Annotated in this window: 12 protein-coding genes; all 12 read right to left on the bottom strand. The window is 38.1% G+C overall.

What is annotated here, in order from left to right:
• Positions 1–148: 148 nt before the first annotated feature.
• The 12 genes from DBR40_RS22890 to DBR40_RS22835 all read right to left on the bottom strand — a co-directional run bounded on the left by DBR40_RS22890 (position 149) and on the right by DBR40_RS22835 (position 12,399).
• Entirely contained in the window at positions 149–877 is a 729-nt protein-coding gene (locus tag DBR40_RS22890; protein ID WP_124562059.1) for a tyrosine-protein phosphatase, read from the bottom strand.
• 260 nt (positions 878–1,137) lie between these two features.
• On the bottom strand, positions 1,138–2,274 hold the full coding sequence (gene gmd / locus DBR40_RS22885) for a GDP-mannose 4,6-dehydratase (protein ID WP_124562058.1): 1,137 nt from the start codon (positions 2,272–2,274) through the stop codon (positions 1,138–1,140).
• Positions 2,275–2,557: 283 nt separating this feature from the next.
• On the bottom strand, positions 2,558–3,418 hold the full coding sequence (rfbA, locus tag DBR40_RS22880) for a glucose-1-phosphate thymidylyltransferase RfbA (protein ID WP_124562057.1): 861 nt from the start codon (positions 3,416–3,418) through the stop codon (positions 2,558–2,560).
• A 104-nt stretch (positions 3,419–3,522) separates the two neighbouring features.
• Entirely contained in the window at positions 3,523–4,377 is an 855-nt protein-coding gene (gene rfbD / locus DBR40_RS22875) for a dTDP-4-dehydrorhamnose reductase (protein WP_124562056.1), read from the bottom strand.
• Positions 4,374–4,922, bottom strand: a complete 549-nt coding sequence (gene rfbC, locus DBR40_RS22870; protein ID WP_124562055.1) for a dTDP-4-dehydrorhamnose 3,5-epimerase — start codon at positions 4,920–4,922, stop codon at positions 4,374–4,376. Before rfbC ends, rfbD begins: the two co-directional genes overlap by 4 nt.
• Positions 4,922–5,974: a dTDP-glucose 4,6-dehydratase gene (gene rfbB / locus DBR40_RS22865; protein ID WP_124562054.1), complete on the bottom strand. Its 1,053-nt coding sequence runs from the start codon at positions 5,972–5,974 to the stop codon at positions 4,922–4,924. Before rfbB ends, rfbC begins: the two co-directional genes overlap by 1 nt.
• A 191-nt stretch (positions 5,975–6,165) precedes the next feature.
• Entirely contained in the window at positions 6,166–6,729 is a 564-nt protein-coding gene (locus tag DBR40_RS22860; RefSeq protein ID WP_124562095.1) for a DUF3109 family protein, read from the bottom strand.
• A gap of 2 nt (positions 6,730–6,731) precedes the next feature.
• Complete coding sequence (locus tag DBR40_RS22855) at positions 6,732–7,505, bottom strand: DUF3108 domain-containing protein (RefSeq protein WP_124562053.1); 774 nt, start codon at positions 7,503–7,505, stop codon at positions 6,732–6,734.
• 100 nt (positions 7,506–7,605) lie between these two features.
• Positions 7,606–8,121 carry a DUF2480 family protein gene (locus DBR40_RS22850; RefSeq protein WP_124562052.1) on the bottom strand — a complete coding sequence of 172 codons (516 nt, stop codon included), beginning with the start codon at positions 8,119–8,121 and terminating at the stop codon, positions 7,606–7,608.
• Between the two features lie 66 nt (positions 8,122–8,187).
• Positions 8,188–10,272 (bottom strand): SurA N-terminal domain-containing protein, encoded by a 2,085-nt coding sequence (locus DBR40_RS22845; protein ID WP_124562051.1) that lies wholly within the window; start codon positions 10,270–10,272, stop codon positions 8,188–8,190.
• A 262-nt stretch (positions 10,273–10,534) separates the two neighbouring features.
• Entirely contained in the window at positions 10,535–11,101 is a 567-nt protein-coding gene (locus DBR40_RS22840) for a hypothetical protein (protein ID WP_124562050.1), read from the bottom strand.
• Positions 11,101–12,399, bottom strand: coding sequence for an OmpP1/FadL family transporter (locus DBR40_RS22835; RefSeq protein ID WP_233603963.1), 1,299 nt, complete (start codon positions 12,397–12,399; stop codon positions 11,101–11,103). Before DBR40_RS22835 ends, DBR40_RS22840 begins: the two co-directional genes overlap by 1 nt.

The raw sequence follows: 12,399 nt of genomic DNA, 5'->3' as shown, positions 1-12,399 counted from the left end.
AGATTACGAACAGTTCGCAAACTTAATCATTTAATTGTAATATCTAAAAGACATTATTTAGGGTCGGGTTTATTATTATAAGTATCAGCAATAAACTACTCCAGTTTTTTAAGGGGCTAAAATAAATAGAACCATTAGTCAAAAAAATCTACCCGAAAATTTCCTGATTTTTAAACCCATAGCTACCGATTAAATCAAACAATCTTCCTGACTGAACTGATTCTGTCAATGCAGTTAAATGTTTATCATGATGTAAATCGGTACCCGCAAAATCATACATTTTTTCTTTTAAAAGTAGTTCTGCTAATTGCTTCACATCTTTACCATAGTACCCTAATACAGATAATAAATTCAGTTGTAACAAGCATCCTTTTTCTTTAAAACGTTTTAATCGGCTTTTATCCTTAAAATAAAATGTATAACGCTCTGGGTGAGCCAATACGGGGTGATAACCCTTTATTGATACATCAAATATGGTTTGGCTAATGCCAGGGCTTTCTGATAGATAAGACATCTCTATCAATAAATGTTTCTGATCAAGCGGACATAGATCTTGATCCAAAGTAAAATCCTGATCAACCATGTATTCGGCTCCGGCATTTAATTTTGTAGTGATATTGGCTTGGTTAAGTGCTATTTGTAAATCTATTTTAGCCTTACTTATACTTTCAAGTGTATTGGGATAGAGTTCTTTTAAAATATGCGGTGTTGCAATTAACTGCTCAAAACCAAGCTCCGAAAGTGATTTCACAAACCTGACTGATGTTGCTATATCCGGAGAACCATCATCAATGCCTGGCAAGATATGGGAATGCATATCTATTCCCAGCCAGGAAATATCGGTAATTTTATTCTTCTTATTAAAAAAGTTAAACATATTTTACAACAGGAAAAAAAATCAAATAAATTACTTCACATTTCGTGAACCAAAGCCTAAAAAATTTCAACAATACAACGAAATATTTTGTGAGAACGTTTATTTAATAGTGTAAAGCTAAGTTAATTTAGCTTATTTCCCAATAAACAGTAGACTAAATCAGATACATTGTCGAAATACCGCAAAACAAACGATTGTGCTTGCCGACTATCACAAAAAATTAATAAAAACTTAACCTACAATAAATCGCATGCTGGAAATTATTCAAAATAATTTAAAATTTTGAAACCACCTTCTTTTAAATATCCATCCTTTTGCATTAAATGAAGGTCAGAAATAACCATATCTTTCACTAAAGCAGCTAAGTTATATTTTGGTTCCCATCCCAGCTGGGTCTTAGATTTGGTTGGATCACCTAATAACAAATCTACCTCTGTTGGCCTATAGTATTTAGGATCTACCTGTACAATGGTACTTCCTAAAAACAATTTCTCAGAATCTAAACCTAAACCATTAACCAGCTCTACATCTAAACCAATAATTACCCCTTTTTCATTTTCATCTTTTCCCGAAAACTCAACTTCAATTCCCAATTCGGCAAAACTCATTCGAACAAAATCCCGAACGGTTGTTGTAACACCTGTTGCAATCACAAAATCTTCAGGTTTTTCCTGTTGTAAAATCAACCACATCGCCTCAATATAGTCTTTAGCATGTCCCCAGTCTCTTTGGGCAGATAAATTACCCAGATAAAGGCATTTTTGTAACCCCAAGGCAATTTTAGCAGCAGCACGGGTTATTTTTCGCGTAACAAACGTTTCGCCCCTTAAAGGGCTTTCGTGATTAAATAAAATACCATTACAAGCAAACATATTGTAAGCCTCGCGGTAGTTTACGGTGATCCAATAGGCATACATTTTGGCTACAGCGTAGGGAGAGCGTGGATAAAAAGGCGTAGTTTCGCTTTGCGGCACTGCCTGTACTAAACCATATAGCTCAGAGGTACTAGCCTGATAAATTTTTGTCTTTTCGGTTAGTCCCAATATACGAACAGCCTCTAAAAGGCGTAAGGTCCCAATACCATCTGCATTGGCTGTATATTCTGGCATTTCGAAGCTCACGTGCACATGGCTCATCGCCGCCAGATTATAAATCTCATCGGGTTGCGTTTCCTGGATAATACGAATGAGATTGGTCGAGTCAGTTAAATCGCCATAATGCAATTTAAAATATACATTCTGCTCATGTTGATCCTGATATAGGTGATCGATCCGATCGGTATTAAATGATGATGAACGCCGCTTTAATCCATGAACAAAATAACCCTTTTTGAGTAAAAACTCTGCCAAATAAGCTCCGTCTTGTCCCGTAACACCTGTAATTAAGGCAACCTTCATATATTATTAATCTTTTATAAACTACAAACATACAGAATAATTTATTTGATCAATATGCTATTTTGAAATGTTGGAGCAATCTGTAAAAATCTTTAACAAAGATCAGGATATAAAACAAAATCACCTATCGATGCAATTACATTAATAGGTGATCTAATATAAATTGAATATGAGAGTGTCCAAAAAGAAAAACCTTACGTATGAGAATTGGCTGCTGGAAAATTTCTCCATCAGGTACCCGAATACAAAAGGGGTTGTTTAACCTTTTTTTCGGACAGCCCCTTTATTTAATCAACTTCAGTAAATAACTGCCATAACCACTCTTAACCAATGGAGTAGCGACAACCTTAAGCTGCTCCGCATCGATGAAGCCCATGCGATAAGCAATCTCTTCAATACAACCAATCTTTAATCCTTGTCTTTCCTCAATAATCTGTACAAACTGACCAGCCTGCATTAAAGAAGTAAAAGTTCCCGTATCTAACCAGGCAGTACCGCGGCTCAATACGCCTACCTTTAATTTACCTCGTTCTAAATAAATACGGTTCACATCGGTAATTTCATATTCGCCGCGAGGAGAAGGTTTGATATTTTTGGCTATTTCTACCACTTCGTTATCGTAAAAATACAATCCAGGTACAGCATAATCCGATTTCGGTTTTACTGGTTTTTCTTCAATTGAAATGGCTTTTTTATTTTCGTCAAACTCAACCACGCCATAGCGTTCCGGATCTGCAACCTGATAAGCAAATACTACACCTCCATCTGGATCAGCGCTGGCTTGTAACAATTTGGTCAATCCATCACTATGAAAAATATTATCGCCCAATACCAGGGCAACTTTATCCTTACCAATAAATTCTTCGCCTATTACAAAAGCCTGTGCTAAACCATTGGGTTCTGTCTGCACCGCATAACTAAATTTACAGCCCAATGCAACACCATCCCCCAACAATTTCTCAAAATTAGGCAGATCGTGCGGGGTAGATATAATCAGGATTTCTTTTATACCCGCCAGCATCAAAGTAGAAAGCGGATAATAAATCATCGGTTTATCGTAAACCGGCATCATTTGTTTACTACAAGCCAATGTTAAAGGATGCAAACGTGTGCCGCTACCACCAGCTAAAATTATACCTTTCATAGTATTGTGATTAGTTTATTTGTTCAGTAGTCATTGGTCACGACTACAGCTCATATCTTGTTAATTAACTATATTTTCTATTGCAAACTGTTAACTGCAAACTACTAGCGAAGCTTCGCTATACAATCCACCAGGCTATCTCTCCAATAAGGGATTTTTATATTAAAAGTAGTTTTAATTTTCGTTTTATCCATTACCGAAAAAGCTGGTCGCGTAGCTTTAGTAGGATAAGCCGATCCTGGAATTGGTTTTACCTTAACCGCAGTTTTACTAATATCAAATATGGCGGTTGCAAAATCGAACCACGAAGTTACCCCTTCATTACTGTAGTGGTAAACGCCATAAGCCTTTTGGCCCGACTCGATAATATCATAAATCGCATTGGCCAAATCTATCGCATAAGTTGGTGTACCTACCTGATCGGCAATTATATTCAGTTCATCCCGCTCAGCCCCTAGTTTCAACATGGTTTTAACAAAGTTATTCGCATATTCAGAATATAACCAGCTGGTACGGATAATAAAATGGGCTGGTAAATTGGCTGCTACAGCCTTTTCTCCATCAAGTTTAGTTACACCATAAACATTGATAGGTTTTGCTTCATCACCTTCTTTTAGCAGTTTTACCTCATTACCTTCGAAAACAAAATCTGTAGAAATATGTACTAATGTTGAGCCATGTGCTGCACAAGCAGAGGCCAGATAATCTGCTCCGGTCTCATTTATGGCCTTTGCCAGTTCAATCTCATCTTCAGCTTTATCTACAGCAGTATAAGCCGCGCAATTGATTACAAAAGCTGGTTGTTCTATAGCTAACAATGCATTTAAAACACCTTCATCTAAGATATTGGCATCCTGTTCTGAAGGAAAAACTATATCAGCAATCCCCCTAAGCTCGGCTACGTTTTTTAAACATTGGCCTAGTTGACCACCAGCACCAATTACTAATATCTTGCTCATATATGCTGTAATGCAGAAAAAGGTTTTAGAAGCAGATCTTTTTCAGATATTTCTCTGTCGTTTTCTGGAATTAACCAGTCGATATTCAGGTCCGCATCGTTATAAATTACACCCGTTTCTGAAGCTTTATTGAAAAAATTATCGCATTTATACAAAAACTCAGCAGTTTTACTCAATACCGAAAAGCCATGTATAAAACCACGTGGAATATACATTTGGAGCTTATTCTCGGCGCTTAAACGTACTGCGAAATGCTTACCATAAGTTGGCGAGCTTGGACGTATATCAACCGCAACATCCAAAACCTCACCCTTGGTTACACGTACCAGTTTAGCTTGAGCAAATTCGCCCGTTTGGGCATGTAATCCACGGATTACACCATAAGAAGAATGAGATTCATTGTCTTGTACAAACCTACCCGATAAACCCGTTTTCTCTTCAAAGGCACTTTGGTTAAAACTTTCAAAAAAATACCCCCTGGCATCTTCAAATACCCGCGGTTTAATAATCAGGCAGTCTTTTAATCCAGTTTGTTCAATTTCCATTATTTATGGCTGTACTGTTGTGCGTAATAAGATTGATAATTACCCGAGGTTACATTGTTTAGCCAGTCTTCATTTTGCAGATACCAGTCAACAGTTTTGGCTAAACCTTCTTCAAACTGTAAGCTTGGCACCCAGTCTAACTGTTCCTGTAATTTAGTCGAATCGATAGCATAACGCAAATCGTGCCCTGCACGGTCGGTTACATAGGTAATCAGTTTAGCCGATTCACCTTTTTTGCGACCTAATTTTTCATCCATAATGCTACACAATAGGTTAATCAGATCGATATTTTTCCATTCGTTATGGCCACCAATGTTGTAGGTATCGCCGGTTTTAGCATTATGGAAAATCACATCAATGGCACGGGCATGGTCTTCAACCCATAACCAGTCGCGCACATTTTCGCCTTTACCATAAACGGGTACAGGTTTGTTGTTTTTAATATTGTTAATGGCTAACGGAATCAGTTTCTCAGGAAAATGATGTGAGCCATAATTGTTTGAACAGTTAGAAATTACACAGTCCATACCATAAGTATCGTGATAAGCACGAACAAAATGATCCGAACTGGCCTTAGAGGCCGAATATGGGCTGTGTGGATCGTAAGCAGTAGTTTCGGTAAACATCCCTGCTTCACCTAAGGCACCATAAACCTCATCCGTACTTACATGATAAAAACGTTTTTGGTCATAACTACCTTTCCAGTAAGCTCTGGCCGCATTTAATAAATTTACGGTACCAATCACATTCGTCATTACAAAAGCGGTTGGGTCGGAAATAGAACGGTCAACATGGCTTTCTGCAGCTAAGTGAATTACAGCTTCAAAATTTTCGCTTTTAAAAAGCTCATCAATCGCTTGTGCATCGGTAATATCTGCTTTTACAAAGCTATAATTCGGTTTGTTTTCTATATCGGTTAAATTAGCCAGATTACCTGCATAGGTTAACTTGTCTAAATTTATAATCTCATATTGAGGATAGTTATTAACGAAACGGCGAACTACGTGAGAGCCAATAAAGCCCGCTCCACCAGTAATTAAAATTTTTTTCACAGTTATTAAATGAATTTCAGTTGGCTAAATTAAGTTAGATTTCTTCAAAAACCAACTTAATTGTGACATTAGCAGAAAACTGAACGAAATAGTTTAGAAGCAATTAGCTTAATATAGCCTCAATATTGAATTCCAAATTAGTTTAATGGTATTTAGAGTCAATATATCTTATAATATTGTAGACGATAGCACTACATCGCCGCAACCGAACTCTCCAGTTCTTTATACCAGGCCTCTCCATATTTACGGATAAGCGGTCCTTTTAAGAAACTATACACCGGTACTTTAAGCTCACGTCCAAATGTACAGGCATCGTGACAGATGTGCCAACGATCGTAATTCAGGACATCGAATTCTGGATATTTAGTGATACGGATAGGGTATAAGTGGCACGAAATAGGTTTTTGCCAGTCTACCAAACCTTGTTCATAAGCTTTTTCAATGGCACATTTGGTTATCCCACCTTCAAAAAGCACATAGGCACACTCTTTATTTTTATCGACACAAGGCGTGGTCAAATCGCCATCTTCATCAACCACGTACACGCCTTGCTCTTCAATGGCTTTAATCCCCTTTTCGTTTAACAAGTGCTTTATTTTTGGATAAATATCTTCTAAAATTGCTTTTTCGTCATTATCCAAGGGTGCACCCGAATCGCCCTCTACACAACAGATCCCTTTACATTTGCTTAAGTTACAAACAAAGTTTTCTTTCAATACATCTTCGTGCACCAGCACTTGTTCTACTTCAATCATCATTACTCTTTTGCTAAAGCATATTTCAGCCCATCGGCCGATTTTAATTCCATTGTTACTGCGCCCACCAATATTTCTACCTGTGCTTTTACCGGCACACGGTTGCCATCATCGGTTACCCAAAGGTACAATCTGCTGTCTTTTTTAAATATCCGGCCCGGCTTAATAGATGGACTAAATTTTAAACAGCGGATATTGCCGAGTTTGCTCTTTATGGTTTCTTTACCTATATATTCTACTTCGAGGGCTGAAATTTCATCACCCAAAAAATAGTTCAATTTAAATTTATCGCCAACCTTAATCTTACTGATATCAAGGCTACGGGCAAAATAATAGGCTGATACCAGATCGAAAGTCTGGCTGGTTGGGGTAGTAAAAGTTCCCCTGTTCGAGACTACTTTCTTACCATCCTGATTAAACCTTGCCTTATCCTGACGCCGGTAACTGGCCTCACGGATATTTTCCTGATAGAAGTAAGGTAACAGGTCTGTTTTATCGATGTAAGAGTCGTAATGATCCCTAACCTTATAAAAGATATCGAAAGTTCCTGAGGTCTCCGCATCAACCGTAAGCTTATAGGTTGGCTTATTATCAAACTTTAAATCAGAATTGGCAACTTTTATCGTGGCCTCGGCAGCTGTTATAAAACCGTAACGCAATTTATATTTTAAAACTTCTCCTTCCTGAAATACAGGCTCCTTCTTGAGAGGGAGCTCCTGTGCCAATACATGGAAACTGCATAGTGCAGCCGTGACTATTAAAAACAGTTTTTTCATCGCTTTTGTATTCATTTGTGTGTATAGAAAAGAAACATCGTCTTTAAAAAAGGGAACATATTCTTTTCTTCATGAAGGTATACAAAAAGCAAACCAATTTTTAATCTTTTCGTTTATAAACCGGAACGGTAGAACAAGGCTCGCCAAACATGATGCTTTTAACAACTGGTGTTAGCAGATTGGTCACCTCTACATAGGCGGCTACAGGCACCTCAATGTCGCCACAGCCTTTTACCACGACACGTTCATTCGCATAATCCTGCGGATTAATTTTAGCCAGTGCTTTCGAAAATAGTACAGCTTCCAAAGTATCCAGTCCGCCAAACACTACCTCGTTGGCGTAAGGCTTCATTCTATTCGCCAACAGCATATAAGCCCATGTGGGTACAATGGCATCGGCAGAGCAGATGATCGCTACGTTCTTATCTTGATATTGTACCCAGTCGTGATTTTTGATAAATTCCCTAAAATCTTTCTCCTTCAGCATCAGTCCATGAAAAAGATTATCTACAATATCATAAAGCACTCTTTCGCCTTTATGATAAAAGTCTTCGAGGTTTAAGCTTACCAAACCACTGTTTGCTACTTTATTGATGATGTTTTCCTGAATTTCCATGGCCTTAAATAAAAAAAACCGCTCCGATAATTGATCGGAACGGTTACAAAATTACGTATTTTCTAATTAATAGAATTTCACACGATTGTCTTTTATCTGTGCATTATCTTGTAAAGCCTGGAAAGCCGCTCCTAATGAACGCTGACCTAAGCTTAATAACATACCTTCTTTTTGTTTAAACATGTTGGCAATTGGTGCAGGGTTTGTAAATCCATCAACTGAGAATACATAAACACCACGCTCGCCCTGAACAGGAGCAGATAATTTTCCTGGCTGAGAACCAAATACGCTACCAACCAAAGCGTTTTCTTGTGCTACACCTGGAATTACCGGGTTAGCAAATACAATGTTCTGTACTGGACTAACCGGACGAGCTAGCTTCGCACCAACCTGATCGATATTTCCTTTACCGGCATTAACCAGTTTTTCTTTTAACAATTTAGCTTTAACCGCATTGCGTACCATTGGCTCGATTTCTTTTTTAACATCGGCTAACGATAGGGTACCCTTAGGACTAACATTGGTTAAACGTGCTACAACATAAGCATTGCTCATGGTATAAATTTCAGGTAACACATCACCTTTATCAGCAGCATAAGCATCCTGGATTAACTTACGCGGGTTATCTAAACCTGCTGCGAAACCTTGTGTAGCTGCTACTCTATCAGCAACGGCAACTTTTAATCCTTTTTGTGTAGCAAGTTTTGCAAAATCGTTTCCTTTCACATCAGCAAGGAAATTACTTGCAGCTTTATAAGCCGCTGCCTGTGTTTTGCTGCTTGCAGCTAATGTTTTCTCAACATAAGCTAGTTTAGCTACTTTAGATGAACCGATTTGTTTTTCGATTTTAAGAATATGGTATCCGAACTGAGATTTAACTACTTTAATATCTCCTGCTTTGCCATCGAATGCTGCGTTTTCAAACTCAGGCACCATAGCACCACGTGCAAAAGTACCTAGCTCGCCACCTTTATCTTTCGAACCATCTACACTGTAGTTTTTAGCAAGCTCAGCAAAATTGCCACCCTTCAAAATTAAACCTTTTAATGAATCGGCTAACTTGCTTGCTTTATCTTCACCACCAACTTTAGCCGGGTCGATTAAGATGTGGCTGGCTTTTACCGAATCAGGAGAGAAACGGCTGGCTACAACTTTTACAATTTTATAAGAATTACCAGATAATTTAGGACCATAAAAACTACCTGCAGGCAATGCAAATACTGCAGAATCAACAGCCGGATCTAATTTACCTTTCGTTAGGTAAGCAAAAGGAACTTTAACATCCGAATTGATAGCTGCAAAAAGTGAGTCGTTTTTAGCTACCTGAAAATCGGCAGCAATTTTATCCACCTGCGCTTTAATCGCTAATGAATCGGCTTTATTTGGGCTAATGCTGAAAGTTACATATTCGAAAGCACGGGTCTCAGTTGGATTGTTAAAACGTGCTTTATTCTGATCATAGTATTCAGAATAATCTCCGTCCGTTAATTTAACTGATGCATCCGGAATAGAAGTATAATCTAAACTTACATATTTGAAGTTAGCCAGTTTGTTACGGTTGTTATATTCATCAGTAGCTTCTAACGAAGTTACATAAACCGAATTACGGATTAAGTTAGAATATTTGGTTTGTAACGCCTGGTTTTTAATCTCCTGTTGCAACATATCAGATTGTTGTAAAGCCTGAGGTTCTTTTGATTTTAAAAAGTTCATCAGGGTTACACGGTCTAATTGGCCGGTTTGAGGATTAGAAAAATACTGTTTAATTAATGGGCTAGGGTTCTGACCTTGCAATAAATCCATCAACTCATCTTCCGATACTGTTAAACCTAAGCGATCGTACTCCTTTGTTAATAAAACTTTAGCCAGTTCTGCATTCCAGGCCTGATCTACAGCCATAGCAGTCATTTGTGCATTTGCACTACCGCCATATTGTTGTTTCATTTGGTTTACACCCTGATCAACCTTTGGTCCGAAATCATCGATACTGATTTCGTTACCGTCAATAGATCCGACAACTTTTTGATTTGCAGACCAAAAAGGTTTACCTACGTTAATTGCATCGCCTACTAAAAATGCAACAATTGCAAAACCGATTGCAAAGACCAGGATATAGCCCGCACGGTTACGCAAAAATGTCATTAATCCCATATTGTAATTATAAATTTATTTAGTTCTTTTTTAAGAGGGCGCAAGATACAAATTTGCATTAAAAAAGAAAACACAAAATTTTATTTATCAAACGCTTAATTATAAGGGGGATGTAGGAGGTAAGATGGCTGATGGAAGATGGCGGGATTTGCCTATAAAATTAGCTTCAAAACCGCTGTATTTTGATGGATTCTTAATACATTATCCATTTTACCTCCTCCATACTACATAAGTTAAGGTGCCACCACTATTCCAGATCCAGCTATAAAGTTCCCTTCGAGTTAATTTCACCTGTTCCAGGTCCCATTTCATAAGTACTGAAATCCTGAGGAGCCTTAAAATCCTTTGCCCTTGTAAAGTCACCGTTTACGCTCAAAATATCAACGGTTTGATTTGAATAGAAAATCTTCTTCGATTCATCCCAGATTAACTCCTGAGAGGAAAAAGTATCGCCCTTGCTATTCTTTACCACCACATTTTTACGGAATTCGGTTTTAAGCTCAGTATCTTTCCTGATAGCATAATCGCACACCAAGTTTCCATCAACTGTGCCTTGTGGATTGTAAAAATCGATGTTTACGCCTTTAATCATTTCCTGGTAAGAACCACCGTTAGAAGGTGTAATCTTATCCAGTATTGGCGCATAGCCTTTTGCCTTTACCCTGGCCGAGTCGCTGTAAATAATCTCAACACCAATGGTACGGTCGCGTGTTAAGGTTACCTTACCTGCTGAAACTGAATTCGCATTTTTTAGATCGTCGTCTCCACAAGAAGCCAAAAACAATGGCAACGCCAGAAACAGACCATATAAAAATGTTTTTAAATTCATTAGTCTACGCGGTACTTACGGAACCAGGTATCGTTTAAGGTAAAGCCAAGGTGGAAATTAATATACTGTTCTTTAACCAGGTTATTGTTTAAAGTTCCTCTTTGCCCAACCTCGGTTGTAAAGTTAATTTTATAAAATGCCGTACCTCCATTTGCTGATGGTAGCGGGAAACCAAAACCCAATGAAGCGCCCATTTGTTTAATGTTCTGATTGTTTACCTGAATATACGTTTTATCGTAATTAAAGCCTAAGCGGTAATCAACACGTTTCATATAACTGTTGTAAGAATAAGCATCAGGAGTCCACTGGCCACCTAACGATGCTCCCCAGCTGTCTTGCAAACCCTGGCTAACATTATTGATTGTGGTTTCCGACCATTTGCTCATTCTAAAATCAGCACCGATCATCCATTTATCATTCTGCTGAATAGCTATACCAAAGTTATGGGTTAATGGCAAAGTAAGGTTAGATTTTCCTTTATCAATTCTACTCAAAGTATCCAATGCTGGCTGCTCATTGCCATTCGCATCTCTAAGATAACGGGTTGCGAAAAAGGTCTGGCTCGAATTTATTTTACCCGAAGTGCTACCCGAATAACCCAGGGTTACCAATGTTTTCTTACCTACATTAAAATCGTACTGGATACCATAAGAATAAGCTAAACCACCTACACTGTTTTTATTTTGAAGTTTGGCATTATAGGCCCCAACAATTGCGCTGCTGTATTCGGTTGAACGCGTAGTTTGCAGGTTACCAAAAATGTATTCTAAGTTGGCCCCAATTCTTAAATGATCGCCAAAACGATAGCCGTAACCAAAGTATGCTTTCGATAAACCGCCTTCACCTTCGTAAACCTGATCAACCGAAGTAGTATCAATTTTAACCTTGTTCCTGTAAGTATAACCTAAATCAGAATAAGGCAAAATACCAAAGCTCAAAGCCGATTTTCTACCTACTGGTGCTGCAAAGGCCAAATGGCTAAAAGTAGAGTTAAAGGTACTCTCGTTTAAATTGCCTCTGCTTAAGTTATTGATACTTGCGCTCATACCAATATCGATAGTGGTTAACGAAATACCGGCATATGATGCAGGGTTCTGCATATTGATGTAGTTAAAACCGCTTACTTTGTTTACAGCAGTAGAAATTCCACCCATTGCCCGCAATTGAGGCAACAAAGAGCCTTTTATATTACCAAGCCCATATCTTGAATATGGCGATGATGTAGTAACCTGTGCCTGAGCACTTAAACCACCAACTAGAACGAGTATGGCTGCAATATAATTTATTCTTTTGTACAT

The organism is Pedobacter sp. KBW01, from assembly GCF_003852395.1.
Taxonomy (GTDB): Bacteria; Bacteroidota; Bacteroidia; order Sphingobacteriales; family Sphingobacteriaceae; genus Pedobacter.
The sequence above is the reverse complement of the archived record's forward strand: the minus strand, read 5'-3'. Positions and strand labels throughout refer to the sequence as shown.

What these genes read in the sequence shown, in the direction of transcription:
- DBR40_RS22850 (WP_124562052.1), bottom strand. Translation starts at nt 8,121, where the DNA reads ATGGAAATTCAGGAAAACATCATCAATAAAGTAGCAAACAGTGGTTTG.
- DBR40_RS22855 (WP_124562053.1), bottom strand. Translation starts at nt 7,505, where the DNA reads ATGAAAAAACTGTTTTTAATAGTCACGGCTGCACTATGCAGTTTCCAT.
- gmd (WP_124562058.1), bottom strand. Translation starts at nt 2,274, where the DNA reads ATGAAGGTTGCCTTAATTACAGGTGTTACGGGACAAGACGGAGCTTAT.
- rfbC (WP_124562055.1), bottom strand. Translation starts at nt 4,922, where the DNA reads ATGGAAATTGAACAAACTGGATTAAAAGACTGCCTGATTATTAAACCG.
- DBR40_RS22860 (WP_124562095.1), bottom strand. Translation starts at nt 6,729, where the DNA reads ATGATTGAAGTAGAACAAGTGCTGGTGCACGAAGATGTATTGAAAGAA.
- rfbD (WP_124562056.1), bottom strand. Translation starts at nt 4,377, where the DNA reads ATGAGCAAGATATTAGTAATTGGTGCTGGTGGTCAACTAGGCCAATGT.
- DBR40_RS22890 (WP_124562059.1), bottom strand. Translation starts at nt 877, where the DNA reads ATGTTTAACTTTTTTAATAAGAAGAATAAAATTACCGATATTTCCTGG.
- DBR40_RS22840 (WP_124562050.1), bottom strand. Translation starts at nt 11,101, where the DNA reads ATGAATTTAAAAACATTTTTATATGGTCTGTTTCTGGCGTTGCCATTG.
- DBR40_RS22845 (WP_124562051.1), bottom strand. Translation starts at nt 10,272, where the DNA reads ATGGGATTAATGACATTTTTGCGTAACCGTGCGGGCTATATCCTGGTC.
- rfbA (WP_124562057.1), bottom strand. Translation starts at nt 3,418, where the DNA reads ATGAAAGGTATAATTTTAGCTGGTGGTAGCGGCACACGTTTGCATCCT.
- DBR40_RS22835 (WP_233603963.1), bottom strand. Translation starts at nt 12,399, where the DNA reads ATGTACAAAAGAATAAATTATATTGCAGCCATACTCGTTCTAGTTGGT.